Origin of the sequence: Azospirillum sp. CT11-132, from assembly GCF_047302835.1 — a bacterium.
Taxonomy (GTDB): Bacteria; Pseudomonadota; Alphaproteobacteria; order Azospirillales; family Azospirillaceae; genus Azospirillum.
In genome coordinates this window covers 2372675-2393797 of record NZ_JBGLZA010000003.1, presented here as the reverse complement: position 1 = coordinate 2393797, position 21123 = coordinate 2372675, and the positions used below count along the sequence as shown (strand labels likewise).

The window sequence follows — 21123 nt, the reverse complement described above, 5'->3', positions numbered from 1 at the left end:
TGGCGACTGGGCAACGGTACGGCGGCGCTCGGTCCTTCACCGATCCTTTCGGGCAGCGTCCTCAATCGTTCCTGAACCGGCGGAGAGCGTCACCACCCCATTCTCACGGACCAGCCGCCCCGCGCGCTCCAAGACGGCCAAGGCCCGGTAAATGGCCTCGTGCGTCAGTCCGATCTCTGCGGCGATCTCCGTCCAAGGCCGGTCGAGCCGCAGCATCGGCGGGTCGCCCGACACCTGGAGCCGAAGCCACGCCACGACCCTCTCCGGCGCCGACCGGATGTTCCGCAGTTCCAGCCGGCTGCGCAGGTCGCGGACATGGGACGCAAGCCCACGGGCCAGCGCAAGCGCGGCCTGTGGGTTGTCCTCCAGGGCGGCGAGCAGGTCCGGCTTCGGGATCACCGCGGTATTCGGTAGCAAACACACCCACTGTCCGATAGCTTTCCGGAACTCCTTGCGCGAGTTAATGACGCAGAGAGATCAACCCTTTTGACTCATATGATGCCGTGCATCACCATTCCCTTGCAAATCCATTTTAGGGAGTGGCTATGTCTGATCAGTTATCGCTTGACCTGATTGAGCACGTTCATGGCGGGGAGGTAATCCGTCAAAGGGCGCGTGATGGATATATCAACGCTACTGCAATGTGCCGGGCGGCGGGGAGAGAGTGGAGTCGGTATCGCGAACTCAAGGCTACCAAAGAGTTTTTACCCGCGCTCGCTCTGGCCCTCGGTGTGACCGAGGCCCAGCTTGCCATCACAACATTCGGCACACCGGGCGGCGACGCCAGAAACCAAGGGACCTGGGTTCACCCTCAGGTTGCCATTGATCTAGCGCAGTGGTTGTCACCTGAATTCAAAATCAAGGTGACCCGCTGGGTCATGGAATGGATGTCCGGCGCTGGGTCTCCTGTGGCGACAAGACGGGCAAGCTTCGATTTCATGAAGCGCTACCACTTAAACGCCGACAGGGTCGACCACGGGTATTTTTCTATCATCGGCGAACTATACGTGCGAATTCATGGTGAATTAGAACACCTTGGGTACGTCTTACCTGAACGTGGACCAGACGGAAGGCTGTTGAGGCCAGATATCAGCGTTGGGCAAACTTTTCCACGGTGGCTGGAAGAAAACTTCCCTGGTCTTGCTGGCTTACGGAAGAAGTACCCTCACTTGCTCCCTGACGGAATGGTTGTTGATGCTTGGCAGTATCATAATTCAGTGTGGCCTCAGTTTATTGAATTTGTCACAATGACTTGGCTGCCATATCGCGCAATTGCTTATTTCAGGGAACGAGACCCTTTGGCGATCCCATTCGTTGAACAGATAATCGCAAGGCTACCTTCGGCGGAAAGTTACCCACGGCTTCCGCGTTAGCCGGAGTTAGCGGCAATCGGGGTTCACGCCGCCCGGCCGCGCTGCCAGTACCCGGACCAATCCACGGACGGCGGCAGCGCGGCAGCGCGGAAGCCCACGGTGCGGAACTGTTCGCCGTTGCTGGTGCGGCGCTGGTCTTCACGCCACGCCATTTCAGCGGCATAGCGGTTCAGGTACTTCCCACCGATCCGGTGATACTGACCCCACTGCGCACGGCGCAGACGGGCGAAATAGGACTCCGCTTGGTTGGTGCAGGCGTCATCCGCGCTGTAGGCTTCTTGGTGGTTGATGCGCTTCATGTTGAAGCGGGCATGCAGGGAGTTCCAACCGGCGGCTTCATCGGCGTGGACGGTGGAGGCGCGATCAACGCGGGCCTTGATGAAGGCAACGCTTTCCTCTTCGGAGCGGAAGACCTGGGTAACAGTCCGCCCGTCGCGCTCACGGGCCACGACAACCACCTGACGCTTGCCCGTCTGGTTCTCGGCAAGGCGACGGTCCTTCCGGTCTTCCTTGCGGTTCTCGGGGCGGACGTGACCGCCGACATAGCAGCCGTCAACTTCCACGTCGGCGCCGTCGCCACCCAGCACAACGCCGCGGACTTCCGCCGCCATGGCTTCCCGGAGCTTGTGGGCCAGCACGTAGGCCGTCTTGTACTGCACGTCGAGATCGCGGCCGAGCTGGAGAGCGGAGATGCCCTTAACCGCGTTAACGAAGATGATGATGGCGATCAGGTAATCCCGGATCGGCAGCTTGCGCGAGGCGAACAGGGTACTGGAGGTTTCGGAGAACTGGCGGCGGCACGCCTTGCACTTGAACACGTTCCGGGTGGTGTACTCGTAGCACTTCGGGCAATCGCAGTATGGGCAGACGGCGGCGCCCTTGGTGTCGGGCCAGCGGATTTGGCGGAACAGCGCGCGGGCTTCCCCGTCCGTCATGCGCGCAACCTGCTTCAGGCTGACGGTGCGAGCGGTGGCGGACATGAGGAAGTGCTGCGGCATGACGGCGTATCCGTGTGTTTCCTTACAGATACGTTAGCTTTAGTGCCTTCCCTTGTCAACGGAAAAGCTATCACATATGTTAGCTTCCATGCGCTAACGAGAGGTAACGAGCATGGAAGCGAAGGACGAATGGGCGGGCCGCGCCAAGCGGTTTATGAAGGCCGAATTGAAGCGGCATGACGTGACCTATGACGAACTGGCCCGCCGGTTGTCCGCCATGGGGATTGAGGAAACCGAAGGCTCTGTCACGGTGAAGATCAACCGTGGCGCATTCCCGACGTGGTTCTTCCTCGCCAGCATGAAGGCGATTGGATGCCCGGCAGTGCGGGTGGAAGAAATTTGATTTACAGGAAACTCGAATAGGCGCATTGGCGTTGCGACATCTGGCGCATGACGAAACGCCGCCCGTCTGCTATACTTTTTGCGCGAACGTAACCGGAACTTTTTGGGCTTGGTGAGAAAAATGACGATAGGCAGCATGGGGTACACAGCGCTGGATATCGCGAAGTGGTTCATCAATGCCACAGACCGAGAGTCCGGAGATGCTATCACGCACCTCAAGGTGCAGAAGCTCCTTTATTATGCTCAAGGTTGGTCGCTTGCTTATCTGGGAAAGCCGTTGTTTTCCGAAGACATGCAGGCATGGGCACATGGCCCCGTGGCAGTGAGCGTGTGGGAGTATTTCCGAGATTGCGGCTATCAAGCTATTCCGGAACAGAAAATAACCAGGAAAATAACTGGTGATGCGGTGCGCCTATTGGAGTCCGTAAACGATAAATATGGCATGTATTCTGCGAAAGCTCTTGAAAAGAAAACTCATGAAGAGATGCCGTGGAAGAAAGCCCGCGGCAACCTGCCGCCGGAAGCTCGATGCACAACCGTCATATCGAAGGATGACATTGCAAAATTATTTGTTGAATTAAAGGGCTAACGTGGCAAACGGGAAATTCAACATTCCTGTCGCCGATGATTGCGAAAAAGCGATCACGCTTGAAAGCAAAGAGAAGGTGACAGTCTCGTTAAAGTACTGGCATTCAGGAGTGCAATGTCTATCAGAGTGGCAGAAAGCTGAGCTTGGCAAGCTCAGTAAGCTAATAGATAAAGTGCAAAAACTTACCGTTAGCGAGATAAAGACTGACCCAGGGCTTTACTGGAAAAGTCACAAGGGTCCACCGGCTACGGGGTTTTCTAGGCCAAGTGGATTATCTAAGGACGTGCAGCTTTGCGAACTAAGAGCTGGGAGCAAGGCTCGAATTCATGGGGCTATAGTTGAAACAACATTCTATTTGGTGTGGCTTGATAGGGTTCATGCAGCTTTTCCTGATGGGAAATGAGTAGCCGAGACAGGCATTAGTTTGCGGATATTCTCCACTCCGTCACCCTGCCATCCTCCACCCGCTCCACCAGATCGTTGGCTTGCCGGGTGACGGCGTTATGGACCAGCTTCGTAACCAGCTTCCCGGTGCGTGCGTCGGTGGCGTCCATCCCCCGGCGCTGCATCACCTCGACGGCGATGTCTCGGACAGTCATGGGGGCGGGCGCGATGCGGAGAACGTCCAACACCATGCGGGCCAACTCCCCCGGCTTGAACCAGTCGTTCCGCTTCCTGACGGCCTTGGGTGCGATCTCTTCGGGGACGACATCCGGGGCGCATAGGCGCAGCACGGCGTCGATGTGGACAAGGTCCGCCCGGTGCTGGGCGATGCGCTTTTCAAGGTCGGCGATGATGCCGGAGACTTCGGCGCGCTTGGCAGTCAAGCCGGAGATCAGGTAGGTGTCGCCCATGGCTTCCTCATTGGAAGGGAGTGGGCTATAGTGTAGCTAAATCAATGGCTTGGCTGATACGGCGGCGTGGGTGTGTTTGCTACCGAATACCGGATCACCGTGACCTCGGATGGCGTCTCGGCGACGCCATCGCAGTGGTAGGCCTCCGCCCACAGGGCGGCCTCGGCAAAACTCTCACCGGTGCGGGCAACGTGCAGCGTCACCGACGAACCGTCTTCGAGGTGCCGCACGAGGCGCACCCGGCCCCGGCCGACATGAAACACCGCCACGGTCGGATCGCCCTGCCGGAACAACACCTCGCCCAGCTTCAGGCATCGGCGATGGAGCCGTTGCGGTTCGACGAGTCCGACCCATGCGCTTGCCCCCAGCTTTCCCAAAACCGCCTCACCCGGAATTCTCCGCCATATGATTGCAATCATATGGCGTCGCAGGGAGTCCGGCTACCGTCCGAGGAAGTCACCCACCAGGAGGATCCCATGCCGATCCGCACCGCCGCCACCCTCGCCCACGTCACCGCCGTTGGACTTGGCATCGGATTTGGGAGCGCCACGGCTCAGACCGCGATGCCGATGGACCACGCCGCCCATCATGGCACCCAGCATGCCGGCACCGCCATGCCGCCATCCGGCCCGGTCCCGACCATGCCCGGCCAGGATGCCTTCGGCACCATTCAGGAGATCGTCCGCATCCTGGAGGCCGACCCGGCCACCGACTGGTCCCGGGTGGACATCGAGGCGCTGCGCCGGCACCTCGTCGACATGAACGAAGTCACGCTCAACGCGACGGCCGTTGCGACCCCGGTGGACGGCGGAGCCATCTATGCCGTCACCGGCGACGGGCGGACCCTGGAAGCGATCCGCCGCATGGTGCCGGCGCACGCTCACGAGATCGATGGCACGAACGGCTGGACCGTCAAGGCCGAGCCTTTGCCGAACGGCGTCTCGCTGACCGTCACCGCCGCCGACCCGAAGCAGACGGCCCATATCCGGGGACTTGGGTTCATCGGCATCATGGCCCAGGGAGGCCACCACCAGATGCACCACCTCGCCATGGCGAGAGGGGAGTTCAGTCATTGATGGCAGAATCACGCCCCGTTCAGACCAGCGTTCGGGCAGGAGGGCGGCGGCATCGGCGGCGGCGCGGCGTTGCAGCAGACGCAGGCGTGGAGCAGCCGGCCGAAGGCGCGCTGGTTGTCCGGACTCCTGCAGATGTCCGGACAACCAGCCTCGTCTTCCACAGGAAATTACAATGAAAACAGAGAATGATCCCATAAAAACCCGGCAAAAATACCTTTGCTTTCGATTTGGCCGGCCAAGAAACTCACGGTACATTTAAAACATTCATTGCAATTTTCTCGGCGGATCACCATTTGAAATTTACCGAAGCCACTCCAGGCTTGCTTCCTCTTTGCCGAGGATGGTGCATCCGAAGCGTTTTCCTGGCGTGACTCCATCCGGACGGCATGACCACCGATCTTGCCGATCATCCGGCCATCGTCGGAGAACAGTGTCGGAGAGCACCCATGGACGCAGGGACAAGCCTTGCCTTCTTCATTCTGACATCCCGGCCGGGGGAATGGCCATGACATCCCCGCTCCACTCCATCGAGGGGCAATGCCCCCATGGCGCCGACCTGCTGCGCGAGCAACTGCGCTGGACCAATGCCGAGCGCCGCTGGCATCCGCTGCCCCAGGGCACGGAGGCTGGCCGGCTTCCCCCCGCCTTTCCGCCACAGGGCAATGCCGGCCTGCCACGGGGCGCCTTGCTGACCCGTCTCACCATGGCCCGTGCCGCCGGCGCGACCGCCTTCAAGGAGCAGTGATCTCATGAGCCTTTCAGCCCATTACATCGTGTCGTGCCGAACGGACGGCTGGTTCATCCGGTTCGAGGGGGAGCGCTATGGCCCCTTCGTCAACGGACAGGCCGGCGCGCTGATCGCTGCGGTTCAGGCCGCCAACCAGGCCGGAAAGGACGGGCATGACGCCCGCGTGCTGCTGCGCAAGCCGGGTGGCGCCGTCGATGCCGTCTGGGTCTTCGGCACCGACAGCTACCCCTCGCCCTGGGTGGCCGATCTGCACCGGATCGCCCAGTTGCCGCGCCGTGAACGGGCCCGCACCCCCGTCCCGCCGTCCTCCCCGGCGCTGGACGCCAAGGCGGGCCAAGTGGCGGTGGGCCAGGCATGACCGGAAGGACGGACGCGGATCAGGCGGTCACCTCGTCGGTCCAGACCTGAAATTCCGTCAGGGTGTTGGGACCGAAGGTGTGGGTGAGCGGCACGTCGGCGGCGTCGCGTCCCTGCGCGATCAGAATGCGCCCGATCCGGGGAGCGTTGTTCCGCGGGTCGAAGACATGCCAGCGGCCGCCCAGATACACCTCCATCCAGGCGGCGAAATCCATCGGCGCATAGGGCGGCGGCTCGCCGATGTCGCTGATATAGCCGGTGCAGTAGCGCGCGGGGATGTTCATGGCGCGACAGAAGGCGATGGCGAGATGGGCGTAGTCGCGGCAGACCCCGCGCTTCTCGGCATAGGTCTGGGCCGCGGTCCGCGTCGGGCGCGAATGCTCGTAGCCAAACGTCACATGGCCGTGGACGAAGTCGCAAATCGCCTGCACCCGCGCCCAGCCCGGCGGGGTGCCCGCGAACAGCCGCCAAGCCTCCTCCGACAGGACGTCGGTCTCGCAATAGCGGCTTCCCAGAAGGAACAGCAGGGTGTCGGCCGGCAACTCGTCCACGCGGTGCTGCACGGCGCCATGGTCCGCCGGGTCCTGCGCACCGCTGTCGCGGATGATGCTGTCGGCGCTGATGGTGACCGGGCCGGCGGGCGCGACCAGCCGGCTGCACCAGTTGCCGAAGCTGTCGCGATAGCCCTGGATCGGCGCCGGCACGCTGGTGACGATGTGGTCGGGCCGCTCCAGATCGCCGACGCGCGTGTAATGCACGTTCAGCATCACGATCATCGGTGTGGGGGCGGGAAAGCTGAAATTCAGCCGGTAACCCAGGCGAATGCGCATGAAGGCCCTCCGATGAAAAAACATGCCGGTGACGGCGCGTGCCGATGTCGACCCGCGGCAGCAAGGGATCGGGGGAAAAGAATGGGCGCCCGGCGCATGGACTGCGCTGTAAATCCTCTGAAAAAGCCTAACAGACTTTGCGCGGACTCATACAGGTTTTCGCGATTTCGCTTCCCGTCGCACTGCAGCGCGAATGGAGTACACCGGCACTCCTCTGCCTGCTCTTTGAATTTCTCAGCCTGTTTTTTCAGCAGGAGCAGCCCATGAAAAAGGCGGCGCCACAACGGCGCCGCCCTTTTTTCTTTGCGACAGGCTCGACAGGACCGAGGCGACGGTCCCCTCAGATGATCACGCCATGGTCCTTGGCGAAGGTCTTCAGCTTGTCGCGCAGGCTGTGGTCGGCCCCGGTGTAGAGCCCGCTCATGTAGTCCCGCAGCGCCGCCACCTCGAGCGAGCGCAGCATCGTCTTCACCGGGCCGACCGACGGCGGCGACATCGACAAAGTGCGGAAGCCGACGCCGATCAGCGCCATGGCATCGAGCGGCCGGCCGGCCATCTCGCCGCAGATGCTGAGCGACACCTTGTGCCGGGCGCATTCGTCGACCAGCCGGCGCAGCACGCACAGCATCGACGGCGACAACGGGTCGTAGCGGGTCGAGGTGCGCGGGTTGCCGCGGTCGGCGGCGAACAGATACTGGGTCAGGTCGTTGGAGCCGACCGACAGGAAATCCAGCTTGGGCAGCAATGCCGGGAGTTGCCACAACAGCGACGGCACCTCCAGCATCGTGCCGACGCGCAGGCTGCTGGGCGGCTCGATACCCTGGGCGGCCAGCCGCTTCAGCTCCAGCTCCAGCAGGCGGCGGGCGCCGTCGAACTCGGCGACCTCGGCGATCATCGGGAACATCACCGACAGCGGCCGGCCGGCGGCGGCCTGCAGCAGGGCGCGCAACTGCTGGCGCAGCAGCGACGGGTGGTCGAGCCCGATGCGCACGGCGCGCCAGCCCAGCGCCGGGTTCTCCTCCTCGCCGCCGGTCATGTAGGGCAGCATCTTGTCGCCGCCCACATCCAGCGTGCGGAAGACGATCGGCTTCTCGCCGACCTCGTCCATGATGCGGGAATAGAGATCGGTCTGCGCCTTCACGTCGGGGTAGGAGGCGCGGACCATGAAGGGGATTTCGGTGCGGTAGAGCCCGACACCCTCCGCCCCGCTGGCGGTCAGGTGCGGCAGGTCGATCAGCAGGCCGCAGTTCAGGTGCATGGAGATCGGCACCCCGTCGCGCGTCACCGACGGGAATTTGCGGATCTCCGCATACATCTGCTCCTTGCGGTGCTGCAACGCCACCGCTTCGCCGAAGGCCATCTGGATGTCTTCGGCCGGGCGGATGAAAACCTGCCCATGGTCGCCGTCGACGATCAGCTGGTCCAGCGGCTCGATCCGGTTCAGCGCGTCGCCCGCCTGCACCACCGGGATGTTCAGCGCGCGGGCGACGATGCAGACATGGCTGGCCGGGGATCCTTCCTCCAGCAGCAGACCGCGCAGGCGGGTGCGGTCGTAATCCAGCAGTTCCGCCGGCCCCATGGAACGGGCGACCAGGATCATGTCGTCCGGCAGTGTCGCGCTGTCGGTGCCGGTGGTCTTGCCGGCCAGATGTTGCAGCAACCTGTTGGTCAGGTCCTCGAAATCCATCAACCGTTCCCGGATGTAGGGATCGGTCAGGTGGCTCATGCGGGCGCGGGTGTCGTTCTGCACCTGCTGCACCGCCGCCTCCGCCGTCAGGCCGACGCGGATCGCCTCGCGGATGCGCGACAGCCAGCCGCGGTCCTCGGCGAACATCCGGTAGGTCTCCAGGATGTCGCGCGGTTCGCTGAGGCCCGCCAGCGACGCCGCTTCCAGCAGATCGTCGATGGCGCTGTGCATGGTCTGCAGCGCGGTGTTGAAGCGTTCCAGCTCGGCATCGGCATCCTCCGCCACCATCTGGCGGACGGTCAGCTGCGGCCGGTGGATGACGGCAAGGCCTATGGCCAGCCCGGCGCTCATCGCCGTGCCCGACAGGCGGGCCGGCAGCAGCACGGGGTCGCCGGTGGTGGTGACCTCCACCGGGTTGACCAGTTCGCTCTGGGCCACCAGTTCGGCGACGACCATGGCGATGGTCTGGAGGGTTTCCACCTCCTCCTCGACGTAGCGGCGGCGGTCCTTGTGCTGGATCACCAGCACGCCGCGCACCTTGCTGCCGCGCAGGATCGGCACGCCGGCCAGCGACTGGAACGGGTCCTCCCCCGTCTCCGGGCGGTAGGCGAAGCTGGGGTGGGAGGGCGCATTGTCCAGCGCCACCGGGCGGGCGTGGCCGGCGATGTAGCCGACGATGCCCTCGCCCACGCGCAGGCGGGTGTTGTGGACGGCGGTCTTGTTCAGGCCCTCGGTGGAGAACAGCTCCAGCACCTCGCCGGCGCGCATGACGTAGCAGGAGCAGACGTCGGCCTTCATCTCCGCCGCGATCAGCGTGACGATCTTGTCCAGCCGGTCCTGACCCGACCCCGACCCGGCCATGATATCGCGCAGCCGGGCGAGCAGCCGGCGCGACGAGGTGCCGTCGAAACGGACGTCCATTCCCCCCTCCATACCGCCGCCACCGGTTGCCGTGTCGAGGGTGTCGGTCATCGCTACAGCGCTCCCACGGGCGGCTCCGCCATCAGGCTTAACGATGCCTCATCCATCGTCCGCCGGGCCAGTGCCGATTCCGCCTGGGCGATCAATTCGGCCAGGATGTCGGCCACCGGCTGTTCGCGGGTGACCAGTCCGACGCTCTGCCCGGCCATCAGGGAGCCGTTCTCCACGTCGCCCTCGATCACCGCGCGGCGCAGCGCCCCGGCCCAGAAATGCTCGATCTCCAGCATGCCTTCGTCACGGCTCATGACGCCGGAATCGACCCTGGCGATGACGTCGCGCTGGAATTCCATGAAGCGCTTGGACGCCTCGTTCGCCAGCGCCCGCACCGGGATGACGGGGAAGCGCGGGTCGATCTGCACCGACGGCTGGGCATCGCGGGCCGACGCCCGGATGAAGGCCTGCTTGAAATTGGGATGGGCCACGCATTCGGTGGCGCAGACGAATCGCGTGCCGACCTGCACGCCGGCCGCCCCCAGTTCCAGATAGGAGAGGATCGTCTCGCCCCGGCCGACGCCGCCGGCGACGAACACCGGCACCTCGCGCAGCTCGGGCAGGATTTCCTGGGCCAGCACGGTGGTGGAGACCGGGCCGATATGGCCGCCGGCCTCGGTTCCCTCGATCACCAGCGCGTCGGCGCCGTGCTTCGCCAGCCGGCGGCCGGCGGTCAGCGTCGGCGCGAAGGCCATCGCCTTGGCCCCGCCGTCCTTGATGCGGCGCAGGGTGGCGCCGGACGGCAGGCCGCCGGCGACGACCACATGGCCGACGCGCTGCTCGCGGCAGACGTCGATCAGCTGGTCCAGCGCCGGGTGCATGTTGATGAGGTTGACGCCGAACGGCTTGTCGGTCAGCGCCCGGGTGCCGGCGATCTCCACCGCCAGCTGGTCCGGGGCCATGGAGCCGCAGGCCAGAACGCCGAAGCCCCCGGCATTGGAGATGGCGGAGACCAGGTGCCGTTCGGACACCCAGCTCATGGCTCCGCCCATCACGGCGGTGCGGGTGCCGAGGAACTCCCGGCCCCGTTTCCAGAGCCGGTCGAGCCGGGCCGATGCTGCCGCCGCGTATGATGTGGCGTCGGTCATGGCCGGCCCTCCCCTGCTGTTGCGATCCCCGGCACCCGGGTCGCCACCTGCGCTCAGGCGGCGTCCAGGCCGTAGGCGGTGTGCAGGGCGCGCAGCGCCAGCTCCGCATACTCCTCGGCGATCAGGACCGAAATCTTGATCTCCGAGGTCGAGATGACCTGGATGTTGATGCCCTTGTCGGCCAGCGCCTTGAACATGCGCTGGGCGACGCCGGCATGGCTGCGCATGCCGACGCCGATGACCGACACCTTGACCACGTTGGCATCGGAAATGATGCGCTTGTAGTTCAGGGTGGACTGCGCGTCCTCCAGCACCTTCACGGCGCGGGCCAGATCGGCCTTGCCGACGGTGAAGGTCATGTCGGTGGACTTGCCGTCTTCCGACACGTTCTGGACGATCATGTCGACGTTGACGGCGTTGTCGGTCAGCGGACCGAAGATGGCGGCGGCGACGCCCGGCTGGTCGGCGACGCCCACCAGGGTGATCTTCGCCTCGTCGCGGCTGTAGGCGATGCCGCTAACAACTTCCTTTTCCACGATCTCGTCCTCGTCAACAACCAGGGTTCCGGGAAGCGAACTGCCCGCAGCGGCTTCGAAGCTCGACAGCACCTGCACGCGCACGCGGTGGTTCATCGCCATCTCGACCGAGCGGGTCTGAAGCACCTTGGCCCCCTGCGAGGCCATCTCCAGCATTTCCTCGTAGGTGATCTTGTCGAGCTTGCGCGCCTTGGAGACGATGCGCGGGTCGGTGGTGTAGACGCCGTCGACGTCGGTGTAGATGTCGCAGCGGTCGGCCTTCACCGCCGCCGCCAGCGCCACCGCCGAGGTGTCCGAGCCGCCGCGGCCCAGCGTGGCGATGCGGCCCTGTTCCGACACGCCCTGGAAGCCCGCGACCACGGCGACTTCGCCGGTCTGCAGGGACTTTTCCATCTCGGTGGTGTCGATGGAGACGATGCGCGCCTTGCCGTGCGTGTCGTCGGTGCGGATCGGCACCTGCCAGCCGGCCCAGGAGCGGGCGGGAATGCCGAGCGACTGCAGGGCGATGGCCAGGAGACCGGAGGTCACCTGCTCGCCGCTGGCGACGACCGCGTCATATTCGCGCGCGTCGTGCAGCTTGTCGATGTCGTTGCAGTATTTGACGAGCTGGTTGGTCACGCCGGACATCGCCGACACGACGACGGCGACCTGATGCCCCGCCTTCACCTCTTGCTCGACCTTCCGGGCCACGTTCTTGATGCGGTCGATGTCGCCGACCGACGTGCCTCCGAACTTCAGGACGATCCGCGCCATACCTCACACCATGTCTGGCCGCCCGGTCATGCCATCTGGATCATGCCATCAGGATCATGCGGGTCGGCTGAGCGCACCCCCGCTCCACCGTTGCCGGCGCGGGGCGGCGTATCCATACTCCGTCGGTGGAAGCGAGGCAAGTTGCCCGCACCCGTCCCGCCTCACAGTTTACGGATTTTCACCATGACCGCCTCATCCTCCGCCTTCCCGCACGCGTCCGCAACCGCTCCGGCCGGTGGACCCAGTGGCGGAACCGTGGACCCGGAGGATGTCGCCCGCTTCTCCGCCATCGCCGCCGAATGGTGGGATCCGACCGGAAAGTTCAAGCCGCTGCACCGGTTGAACCCGCTGCGCCTGACCTACATCCGCGATGAGGTGTGCAAGCGGTTGGGCCGCGACCCGCTGGCGCCCAACGCGCTGTCGGGCCTGCGCGTGGTCGATATCGGCTGCGGCGGCGGCCTGCTGGCCGAACCGATCGCGCGGATGGGCGCCACGGTGGTCGGCGTCGATGCGTCGGAGAAGAACATCAAGACCGCCGCCACCCACGCCGCCGAGACCGGCACGGCCGTCGACTACCGCGCCACCACCGCCGAGGCTCTGGCCGCCAGCGGTGAGAAGTTCGACGTGGTTCTGGCGATGGAGGTGATCGAGCATGTCGCCGACGTGCCCCTGTTCTTGAAGTCGCTGTCCGACCTGCTGGCCCCCGGCGGCGTCCTGTTCCTGGCGACCCTGAACCGCACGCCGAAATCCTTCGCGCTGGCCATCGTCGGGGCGGAGTACATCCTGCGCTGGCTGCCGCGTGGCACCCACAACTGGCGCCAGTTCCTGCGCCCGTCCGAACTGAACGCCGCCGTACGCACGTACGGGCTGAGCGTACGCAACCTGACCGGCATCACGTACAACCCGCTGAGCGACGAGTTCCGGCTGAACGCGCGGGACCTGGACGTGAACTACATGGGCTGGGCGGAGCGGGGGTGAGGGGGGCTCTTTAATGACGCCCTCTCCCGTGCGGGGAGAGGGCGATGATCGCCACATGCAATTTCCGTGGGCGTCTTGTTGCCGTAACTTGACCAAAGACACCCGCATAGGTCACGTTTTCCTAATTTATTCCCCTTATAGGGGCGCTTTTAGTTCGTAAGTCGCCCATCCTGGGCACTCCTGCGGACGCTGAGGGTTTCTGATGACGAGCATCGTGCGCTTGACCTCCAAAGATGCGTTGCGCGATTGGTTGAAGGACAAGCCCCACCCGTGGGCGCAGGCGATCGCCATCCGCGCGGCCCTACGCGCCCTTCCGGTGATCGGTCGAATCATTGACTCAAAATTCAAAGACAACAGGGCACCAAGCCGCGGAATCGTTGCCGTCGCGCGCGCGAATTTTGTAACTACCGTGGTACTTGTTCAGAAAGCCAATCATACAGCCGCCTTCGCCACCGCCGCCGCCGACGACGCCGCCTTCGCCACCGCCGCAGTTGGCGCCGCCGCCTACGGCATTGCCGCCTACTACGCCGCCACAACCGCCTATGCCCCTAACGCCGCCGCCTACGCAGCAGCAGCGGCAGCAGCCGCCTACGACGAAACCGACGCCTCCATCTGGCAATCCCTGTCCCATGATGCGACTTGGCTGGAGGCAACCGAAGACGCTCCTGCTCCAGACCGTGGCGTTCTGTTGCTTCGGCAACCGCTTTGGCAGGGCAGCGCCCCGGAACCGCTTCGTACCGCATGGAGCCAGTTCGCAAATAGTTCCTTCGCCGTCGAGCATGGCTTCCAACCCTGGATCCAGTGGTATGAGGCACTGGCCTCGCTGGAGGACGGCCGATCCCCACGGCCGGTGTTTAGCGACGCGTTGGCCCTGCGCATCGCCACCCAGCCCGACGAGTGGTGGAAGCGCCCGGCGAAAGAGGTCAACGCCGACATCGCAAATTGGCTGCGTGAGGAAACCGCGTCCGGCAATCGCTCCGACCCGCAGCACGACCTTGTCCAGGCCCTGGATGCCCTCCCCCTACAGCAACCTGCCCCCTATCAGTTTGACTGGCGCGACGGGCGCATGGAGGTTCTTCCGCCCGACGCCCTGCCCGAGGATGGCGGGATTGCCCAGGATTACCTCAACGAGACGCGGGAGAAGGCCGACGACCTTCTCGAAGCCCTGGCCCGCAGCAACACCGATCCCACCATCGCCCGCAAGGTCGGCAGGCTTCGGGAGGTTCTGACAGACCGCACCGCCGACCTGCGCCCCGCGCTGGTGGACTCGCGCAGCATTTCCGTCGAACGCCATGTCAAGGCGCTCGACAACCCGCAGGACGCGGCGGAAATTCCGACCCGCATCCTGGCGGATTTGGGCGACCTTGCCGACACCGCGCGCCGCCTGTGCAACTGCCTGCCCGCCCTGTGGCAGCGGGATGTCGAGCGGTTGGCGAACAGCCTGTCGCCGGACAGCGCATCGGCTCTGCTCCATCACCTCGACGCGCTGCGCGATGGAATCAAGGACGCCGATATCATCGGGCCGGACGTGCAAGCGGCCTTCGACACCCTGTCCGAAGACAGCGCCGAACCAGACGCCGAGGATGTGCGGCATCGGCGCATCGCGATGTTCGGCCTTACCGCGCGCAACCTGCTGACCACGCTGCTTCGCGCCAGCAAGGGGGCAGCGAACGAACTGGTGCGCTTTGCCAAGGATGTCCGTAAGGAACTCCGTCCCGAAGCGGTCAAAGGAACGGCGAAGGCAATCGTCGGCCTGCCTATCGCGGCTGCTTACCTGACCGTGATGCTCCTTGAACCGGCCAGCGGCATCGCCAAAGTCTTCCCGGAGATCGGAAGAATCTTTGAACGCCTCAATGCTCTGAAAGCAGGCGAAGGCAAGCCTCCCGCACCGCCGCCGAGCACCGAACCGCCGCTCAGTCCTCGTATACAGCGTCCAACGGCAGAGAGAGGTCCAACGCGGCCAGCATGACCGGTCCCTCGCGCACCGCATCGACGGTCCAACCATTGCCGTCGCGGCGGTACACCTCGACCAGACGCTCACTCTGCGAGACGAGGACGATCTCGCGCAGGGACGGGATCTTCTGGTAGTTGGTCCGCTTCTCGCGGCGATCGATGGCCTCGGTGCTGTCGGACAGCACCTCCACAACCAGCACCGGGTCCTTGACGACATAGGGGTCGTCGTCGCCACCGGCGCAGATCGCGAGGAGGTCGGGATAGTAGAAGGCGTTCGCCGCCTCGACGCGGACCTTCACATCATTCGCATAGGCATGACATCCGCGGGCGCGGGCCGCCTGCCGCAGGGCGACGAACAGGTTGCCGACGATCGTCGCGTGACGGCGGCTCGCCCCGACCATGGCGAAGATCTCGCCGTCGACATATTCGTGGCGGACCTCTGCGCCCCGCTCGGCAGCGAGGTAATCCTGCGGCGTAATCCAGGGCTTGCGCGATACGCCTGCCATGGCCTTGGCCCCCATCCGTCATGTCGGCACGGTGCAAGTGTACCAGCCCACCCGGCCCCACTCCACTTGGTGCATCCGCCGCAAAAGAAAAAGGGCCGCGCACGATCCCGTGCGGCGGCCCTTTCGGCATGCTGTGCCCCTCACCGGCGGCCCGTCAGTTGGACGGGGTCGGCTCGTGCTGGGTCAGGAGCGCGTACATCGCGTCGCCGGATTCGGCTCCGCGCAGCTTCTCGCACATGGACTGGTCCCGCAAAAGGCGCGAGACGCGGGCGAGTGCCTTCAGATGGTCGGCTCCCGCCTGCTCCGGGGCGAGGAGGAGGAAGATCAGATCGACCGGCTGCTCATCGATCGCGTCGAAATCGATGGGCCGCTCCAGGCGGGCGAAGACGCCATGGACGCGGTCCAGGCTGGACAGCTTGCCGTGCGGGATGGCGATGCCATGGCCCACGCCGGTCGTGCCCAGCCTTTCGCGCTCCAGAAGCACGTCGAAGATCGCCCGCTCGTGCTGACCGGTCAGCTCGGACGCTTTGCGCGCCATCTCCTGCAGGGCCTGCTTCTTGTTGCCGGCCTTCAGGTTCGGGAGGATGGCGTGCGGAGAGATGAGGTCGAGCATGGACGCTTCTTGACCAGGAGGACGGGTCGGCGCCGTCAGGCGCCGGCCTTCTCCGCCGGATCGACCCAGCCGATGTTCCCGTCGGCGCGGCGGTAGACCATGTTCAGGCGGCCATGCGCACCGTTGTGGAACATCAGGGCGGGGGCCTGCGCCAGCTCAAGGCGCATCACCGCCTCGCTGACCGACAGGGTGGCGATGCTCGTCTCCATCTCGGCGACGACCATCGGGTTGGCGACGCCGTCGGCGGAAGCCTCGACCTCGTCGTGATGCTCCTCGGTCTCGGCTTCCAGCACGCGGTAGCTGGCCGGGACGGCGGCGCCGTTCTCGGCGGCGTGGTGGTCGCGCAGGCGGCGCTTGTAGCGGCGCAGGCGCTTGGCCAGCTTCTCGCAGGCGATGTCGAAGGCCGGGTAGGGTTCGGTGGCGTCGCCGGCACTCTGCAGGACGATGCCGCGGCCCACATGGACCTGGATGTCGGCCTTGTAGAGATGCGCGTCCTTGGTCAGGACGACATTCGCCTCGATCGGCTTGTCGAAGTACTTGCCGACCACGGCGTTCAGGCTATCGGCCACATGGGTGCGCAGAGCGTCGCCCACATCGAGCTGCTTGCCTTTGACGGAGAGTTGCATGGTGGAACGTTTCCAATATTGGTCCGCTGGGGACGGTGTAGACACGACGTTCTAAGATGCCGGGTTCGAAGATGCTGGTCCGCCGCTTGCGGGCCGGGACGATAAGCAAGGGTCACCGGACTGTCAATCGAGCCCTCCCCCGCCCGACCCGCCTACATGCGTGACATCTTGGCACGTCGTCGCTGCACCGATGACGGTATTTTCATAGCTTCACGATACTTCGCGACCGTCCGCCGCGCAATGTCGATCCCTTCTGCACGGAGAATCTCCACCAGTTTGTCGTCGGACAGCACGTCTTCCGGCTTTTCCGCATCGATCATGGTCTTGATGCGGTGCCGAACCGCTTCCGCGGAATGGGAAGCCTGGCCGTCCGCACCCTGGATGGCGGAGGTGAAGAAGTATTTCAGCTCGAAGACGCCACGCGGCGTCGCCATGAACTTGTTGGTGGTGACGCGGCTGACGGTGCTCTCATGCATGCCGATGGCCTCCGCGATGTCACGCAGGATCAGCGGTCGCAGGTGCGAGACGCCATGGATGAAGAACGCATCCTGCTGGCGGATGATCTCGCTCGCCACCTTCAAAATAGTGGTGGCGCGCTGATGCAGCGACTTCACCAGCCAGTTCGCCGACTGGAAGCGTTCGGAGATGTATTCCTTGTCGGCCTTGTTGCGGGCGCTGTCGGAGATGCGGGCGAAATAGCGGTGGTTGACCAGCACCCGCGGTAGCGTGTCCGGGTTCAGGTCGATCAGCCAGCCGCCGCCGGGATTGGCGCGCATCAGGATGTCGGGGGTGACCAGCTGGGCCGGCGTGTGGTCGAAGGCCAGCGCCGGCTTCGGGTTCAGCTTGCGGATGTCGACGACCATGTCGGCGACGTCCTCGGCATCGACGCCGCAGACCTTCATGATGGCCGGCAGGTTGCGCGCGGCCAGAAGCTCCAGATTGTCGAGCAGCGCCGCCATCGCCGGGTCGAGCCGGTTCTTCTCGCGCAGCTGGATCGCCAGGCATTCCTTCAGCGAACGGGCGAAGATGCCGGGCGGGTCGAAGCGCTGGCAGGCGGCCAGCACCCGCTCCACCCGCTCCACGCCGCAACCCAGCTGTTCGGCCATCGCCTGGGCGTCGAAGCCGACCAGCCAGCCGGCCTCGTCCAGCATGTCGATCAGGGCCAGCCCGATCAGCTGGTCGCCGAGGTCGGGCAGGTCGATCTTCAGCTGTTCGGTCAGATGGTCGCGCAGGTTCTTTTCGCTGGTCAGCGTCGCTTCGAGGTTGCTGTCGTCATCGTCGAAGCCGCTGCGGCCGCCGCGCTCGCCATAGGAGCCGTAGACCTCGCTGCCGCCGTCCGAGCCGTCGGAAAAGCGGTCGTCGCCATAGACATTCTCGAAATCGGTGTCGAGCGGCGCCTCCGACGACGAGGCCATCGTGTCCGACGAGGTCATCTCCACGGTGTCGCGGGTGCGCCCGTCGGTCGGCGCCAGCGCCGGCCCGTCGTCGCGGCCGTTCAGCCCGTCGACGCTGAGGCCGTTCGCCTCCATGCCGCCGGGGCCGTCCAGCCCGCCCGGCGCCTCGCCGCCGGCACCGTCGCCGACGGGGTCGCTGCCGCCGTCGCTCGGGCCACTGTCGCGCTCCAGCAGCGGGTTCTGCTCGATCTCGCGGTCGACGAAGTCCGACAGTTCGATGTTCGACAGCTGCAGCAGCTTGATGGCCTGCTGCAGCTGCGGCGTCATCACCAGTGTCTGGGCTTGTCGAAGGTCGAGACGTTGAGCAAGCGCCATGGCTGTGGAACCGGGACCAGTGGGAACGGAGGGCTACAGACTGAACCGGTCGCCGAGATAGACCCGGCGCACGCCCTCGTGCGCCACGATCTCGTCCGGCCGTCCCTCCATTAGTACCACACCATCGTGCAAAATGTATGCCCGATCGACGAGGTCGAGCGTTTCACGCACGTTGTGGTCGGTGATCAGCACGCCGATGCCGCGGTCGCGCAGATGGCCGACCAGCTCGCGGATGTCGTTCACGGCGATGGGGTCGATGCCGGCCAGCGGTTCGTCCAGCAGGATGAAGTGCGGCTGTCCGGCCAGCGCGCGGGCGATCTCCACGCGCCGCCGCTCGCCGCCGGACAGCGCCAGGGCGGGGGAACGGCGGAGATGCGTCACCGAGAATTCGGCCAGCAGCTCGTCCAGCATCGCCTCGCGCGCGTCGCGGTCGCTCTCCACCACCTCCAGCACGGAGCGGATGTTGTTCTCCACCGTCATGCCGCGGAAGATCGAGGCTTCCTGCGGCAGATAGCCGATGCCGAGCCGGGCGCGGCGGTACATCGGCAATGCCGTGATGTCCTGGCCGTCCAGCGTGATCGTGCCGGAGTCGGCGGCGATCAGGCCGGTGATCATGTAGAAGCAGGTGGTCTTGCCGGCGCCGTTGGGGCCGAGCAGCCCGACCGCCTCGCCGCGCTGGACGCTGATGGAGACGTCGCGCACCACCGGCCGCTTCTTGAACGACTTGCCGAGATGCTGCGCCACCAGCCCTTCGGTCGGGGCGGATGCCGTGGGGCTGCTGCCGGCGGGAGCGGCGCCGGGTCCGTTCGCGGTCAGCACGGTCACGGCTTCTTGCCCGCGGCGGCGGCGCTCTTGCCGCCCTCGTTCTTCTCGCCGGGGATCAGCAGGCCGCTGACCCGACCGCCGGCGTCGCGGCCGGCGATGACGCGGTTGATCTTGGTGTTCATGTTCATCTCGGCGGCTTCGCCGTTCAGCTGGTTGTCGCCGCGGGTGATCCTGACGTTGCCCATCAGCACCGCGACGTTGTCGGCGACGGAATAGACCAGCTTGTCGGCCAGCGCCACGTCGGTGGGCGTGGTGACGACGATGTTGCCGGATCCGTCGATCCGCTCCATCTGCGTGGTGCCGTCCGGCATCTTCTTCAGCCGGCCGATCAGCACGTCGGCGCGCAGCCGGTCGTTGCCGCGCACCGCCACCGCGTCGCCGCGCGCCACGGTCAGGTCCTGCGCCTCGTAATATTCCAGGCTGTCGCGGGCGGTGACCACGTCCTTGGTGGTGACCAGCTTCAGGTCCTTGCCGGTGACGACGGCCACCTGCTTGTCGACGTCATAGACGGCATGGTCGCCGAACACCTGCTGGGTCGGGCTGACGATGCGGACATTGCCGTCGGCCACCAGCTGGAACACCTCGTTCCCCTTGCCGGGAACCTCGCGGTAATAGGCGGTCAGCACGTCGGCGAAGACGGTCGAGTCGTTGCGCTTGGCCGACGCGTTGCCGCGCGCCACATAGGCGCGGACGTCCTGGTGCCATTCGATCGCCTGATCGGCGTTGATCTCCACCGGCTGCTTGCCGCCCATGCCGGGCAGCCCCTGGGCGAAGGCATGCCCCGGAACCAGAGGTACGAAAGAGAAAAACCCGCCGGCCAGGATGGCCGACAGGGTCAAGACGGTACGGAATGGCGACCGTTTGGACGTCACGGCTTCTTGCTCCCGGGGCGCTCGGCGGCCTGGACCTCGGCCTTCGACTGGTTGAGGAAGACGACGTTCTTGCCGCGGTCCGTCATGCGGAAGCCCTTGGCGTTGATCTCGCCCTGCGGACCCTGGCCGGTCACCGCCTGCTCGCCCCAGGCGTTGCCCTTGCGGATGTCGGCCTCGGCCTCGCTGGTGGTGAACTCGTTGCCGTCGTCGCGCAGGACATGGACGTTGCCGCGCATCAGCAGGATGCCGGTGCTCTGATTGTACCAGCCCTTGTCGGAGCGCATCGTCACCCAGGTGCCGGTGCTCTCGGTCATCTCCGCCTGCGGTTCGTCCAGCAGGACGATGTCGGGCTGGTCAGCCGACTTGTCGGCCTTGGCCGCCACCAGCGAGAAGGGCTGGTTGTGTTCGTCCAGGCTGAAATAGCGCGGCTTCAGCATCTCGCTCTGCCCGGCGTCGGCGGAGACGCGCGGCGTCGGCGGGCTGTTCAGCGACGGCCAGGCGGCGAGCAGAGCCACCATCGCCAGCGCCGCCGCCGGCAGCACGAACTTCATGGCCGAGACGAAGCGGCTGTAGACCCGGCTGACCGGACGGGTGTCGCGCCGACGGTGCGCCCGCAGAACCGCCGGCGGCTCCGCCAGGGCGTGAACCGGGGCGGGCTTGGCCCCACCCTGCCCGCCGGCGGTCGGGGCGGGTGCGGTGCGGCCGGTTGCTGTACGGTCGGGGCTGCGCAGGTCGTCCAGGCTCAACTCTTCGTCCCTCCGGCTCGGCGCTTGGCTTC

The 21123-nt window shown here is 65.2% G+C and carries 25 protein-coding genes; 9 read left to right on the top strand and 16 right to left on the bottom strand.

The features are described 5' to 3' along the window. Positions 1–36: 36 nt before the first annotated feature. Complete coding sequence (locus ACCD06_RS17325; RefSeq protein WP_413342061.1) at positions 37–399, bottom strand: hypothetical protein; 363 nt, start codon at positions 397–399, stop codon at positions 37–39. 146 nt (positions 400–545) lie between these two features. On the opposite strand from ACCD06_RS17325, the gene ACCD06_RS17320 reads away from it, so the two are divergent. Beyond that, positions 546–1373: a KilA-N domain-containing protein gene (locus ACCD06_RS17320; RefSeq protein WP_413342059.1), complete on the top strand. Its 828-nt coding sequence runs from the start codon at positions 546–548 to the stop codon at positions 1371–1373. 23 nt (positions 1374–1396) lie between these two features. Here ACCD06_RS17320 and ACCD06_RS17315 read toward each other — a convergent pair whose 3' ends face one another. Then, positions 1397–2371, bottom strand: a complete 975-nt coding sequence (locus ACCD06_RS17315; RefSeq protein ID WP_413342057.1) for an IS1595 family transposase — start codon at positions 2369–2371, stop codon at positions 1397–1399. 112 nt (positions 2372–2483) lie between these two features. Between ACCD06_RS17315 and ACCD06_RS17310 the strand changes: the two genes are divergently transcribed. The 3 genes from ACCD06_RS17310 (at position 2484) to ACCD06_RS17300 (ending at position 3705) form a co-directional block, all read left to right on the top strand. Next, complete coding sequence (locus ACCD06_RS17310; RefSeq protein ID WP_413342055.1) at positions 2484–2714, top strand: DUF6471 domain-containing protein; 231 nt, start codon at positions 2484–2486, stop codon at positions 2712–2714. Positions 2715–2834: 120 nt separating this feature from the next. Then, positions 2835–3302 (top strand): Panacea domain-containing protein, encoded by a 468-nt coding sequence (locus ACCD06_RS17305; RefSeq protein ID WP_413342053.1) that lies wholly within the window; start codon positions 2835–2837, stop codon positions 3300–3302. 1 nt (position 3303) lies between these two features. Further along, entirely contained in the window at positions 3304–3705 is a 402-nt protein-coding gene (locus tag ACCD06_RS17300; RefSeq protein ID WP_413342051.1) for an MAG6450 family protein, read from the top strand. 16 nt (positions 3706–3721) lie between these two features. On the opposite strand, the gene ACCD06_RS17295 is transcribed toward ACCD06_RS17300, so the two are convergent. Together ACCD06_RS17295 and ACCD06_RS17290 are read right to left on the bottom strand one after the other, a co-directional pair. Further along, on the bottom strand, positions 3722–4156 hold the full coding sequence (locus ACCD06_RS17295) for a hypothetical protein (RefSeq protein ID WP_413342049.1): 435 nt from the start codon (positions 4154–4156) through the stop codon (positions 3722–3724). A gap of 41 nt (positions 4157–4197) precedes the next feature. After that, positions 4198–4533, bottom strand: a complete 336-nt coding sequence (locus ACCD06_RS17290; protein WP_413342047.1) for a Crp/Fnr family transcriptional regulator — start codon at positions 4531–4533, stop codon at positions 4198–4200. Positions 4534–4632: 99 nt separating this feature from the next. On the opposite strand from ACCD06_RS17290, the gene ACCD06_RS17285 reads away from it, so the two are divergent. Continuing rightward, positions 4633–5232: a hypothetical protein gene (locus ACCD06_RS17285; protein ID WP_413342045.1), complete on the top strand. Its 600-nt coding sequence runs from the start codon at positions 4633–4635 to the stop codon at positions 5230–5232. Between the two features lie 167 nt (positions 5233–5399). On the opposite strand, the gene ACCD06_RS17280 is transcribed toward ACCD06_RS17285, so the two are convergent. Next, the gene (locus tag ACCD06_RS17280; protein ID WP_413342044.1) at positions 5400–5642 is read right to left on the bottom strand and encodes a hypothetical protein; all 243 of its coding nucleotides are present in this window, start codon (positions 5640–5642) and stop codon (positions 5400–5402) included. Positions 5643–5737: 95 nt separating this feature from the next. Here ACCD06_RS17280 and ACCD06_RS17275 point away from each other — a divergent pair, with 95 nt between their 5' ends. Together ACCD06_RS17275 and ACCD06_RS17270 are read left to right on the top strand one after the other, a co-directional pair. Beyond that, entirely contained in the window at positions 5738–5977 is a 240-nt protein-coding gene (locus ACCD06_RS17275; protein WP_413342042.1) for a hypothetical protein, read from the top strand. Positions 5978–5981: 4 nt separating this feature from the next. Further along, positions 5982–6338, top strand: coding sequence for a hypothetical protein (locus ACCD06_RS17270; RefSeq protein ID WP_413342041.1), 357 nt, complete (start codon positions 5982–5984; stop codon positions 6336–6338). A gap of 19 nt (positions 6339–6357) precedes the next feature. Here the strand turns inward: ACCD06_RS17270 and ACCD06_RS17265 are convergent, their stop codons facing one another. The 4 genes from ACCD06_RS17265 to ACCD06_RS17250 form a co-directional block, all read right to left on the bottom strand. Further along, positions 6358–7167 (bottom strand): transglutaminase-like domain-containing protein, encoded by an 810-nt coding sequence (locus tag ACCD06_RS17265; RefSeq protein WP_109152700.1) that lies wholly within the window; start codon positions 7165–7167, stop codon positions 6358–6360. Between the two features lie 340 nt (positions 7168–7507). Beyond that, positions 7508–9787: a phosphoenolpyruvate--protein phosphotransferase gene (gene ptsP, locus ACCD06_RS17260; protein ID WP_413342520.1), complete on the bottom strand. Its 2280-nt coding sequence runs from the start codon at positions 9785–9787 to the stop codon at positions 7508–7510. 41 nt (positions 9788–9828) lie between these two features. Next, positions 9829–10914, bottom strand: a complete 1086-nt coding sequence (locus ACCD06_RS17255; protein ID WP_109074402.1) for an NAD(P)H-dependent flavin oxidoreductase — start codon at positions 10912–10914, stop codon at positions 9829–9831. A 53-nt stretch (positions 10915–10967) separates the two neighbouring features. Next, positions 10968–12203: an aspartate kinase gene (locus ACCD06_RS17250; protein WP_109074401.1), complete on the bottom strand. Its 1236-nt coding sequence runs from the start codon at positions 12201–12203 to the stop codon at positions 10968–10970. A 183-nt stretch (positions 12204–12386) separates the two neighbouring features. On the opposite strand from ACCD06_RS17250, the gene ubiG reads away from it, so the two are divergent. Both ubiG and ACCD06_RS17240 read left to right on the top strand, forming a co-directional pair. Further along, entirely contained in the window at positions 12387–13181 is a 795-nt protein-coding gene (ubiG, locus tag ACCD06_RS17245) for a bifunctional 2-polyprenyl-6-hydroxyphenol methylase/3-demethylubiquinol 3-O-methyltransferase UbiG (protein ID WP_413342038.1), read from the top strand. A gap of 202 nt (positions 13182–13383) precedes the next feature. Next, positions 13384–15150 (top strand): hypothetical protein, encoded by a 1767-nt coding sequence (locus ACCD06_RS17240; RefSeq protein ID WP_413342036.1) that lies wholly within the window; start codon positions 13384–13386, stop codon positions 15148–15150. Here ACCD06_RS17240 and ACCD06_RS17235 read toward each other — a convergent pair. The 7 genes from ACCD06_RS17235 to lptC all read right to left on the bottom strand — a co-directional run bounded on the left by ACCD06_RS17235 (position 15095) and on the right by lptC (position 21091). Then, on the bottom strand, positions 15095–15640 hold the full coding sequence (locus tag ACCD06_RS17235) for a Uma2 family endonuclease (protein ID WP_413342034.1): 546 nt from the start codon (positions 15638–15640) through the stop codon (positions 15095–15097). The two genes, ACCD06_RS17240 and ACCD06_RS17235, sit on opposite strands and share 56 nt — an antisense overlap. Positions 15641–15794: 154 nt before the next feature. Further along, positions 15795–16253 carry a PTS IIA-like nitrogen regulatory protein PtsN gene (gene ptsN, locus ACCD06_RS17230; protein ID WP_109074398.1) on the bottom strand — a complete coding sequence of 153 codons (459 nt, stop codon included), beginning with the start codon at positions 16251–16253 and terminating at the stop codon, positions 15795–15797. 35 nt (positions 16254–16288) lie between these two features. Further along, a complete protein-coding gene (hpf, locus tag ACCD06_RS17225) occupies positions 16289–16879 on the bottom strand; it encodes a ribosome hibernation-promoting factor, HPF/YfiA family (RefSeq protein ID WP_109074397.1) in 591 nt (196 codons plus the stop codon). A 152-nt stretch (positions 16880–17031) separates the two neighbouring features. Next, entirely contained in the window at positions 17032–18648 is a 1617-nt protein-coding gene (gene rpoN, locus ACCD06_RS17220) for an RNA polymerase factor sigma-54 (protein WP_136704895.1), read from the bottom strand. Positions 18649–18681: 33 nt separating this feature from the next. Continuing rightward, positions 18682–19473, bottom strand: coding sequence for an LPS export ABC transporter ATP-binding protein (lptB, locus tag ACCD06_RS17215; protein ID WP_109152708.1), 792 nt, complete (start codon positions 19471–19473; stop codon positions 18682–18684). Further along, positions 19470–20345 (bottom strand): LptA/OstA family protein, encoded by an 876-nt coding sequence (locus ACCD06_RS17210; protein WP_413342031.1) that lies wholly within the window; start codon positions 20343–20345, stop codon positions 19470–19472. The genes lptB and ACCD06_RS17210 overlap by 4 nt, the downstream gene beginning before the upstream one ends. Then, the gene (lptC, locus tag ACCD06_RS17205; protein ID WP_247871209.1) at positions 20342–21091 is read right to left on the bottom strand and encodes an LPS export ABC transporter periplasmic protein LptC; all 750 of its coding nucleotides are present in this window, start codon (positions 21089–21091) and stop codon (positions 20342–20344) included. Before lptC ends, ACCD06_RS17210 begins: the two co-directional genes overlap by 4 nt. Positions 21092–21123: the final 32 nt, after the last annotated feature.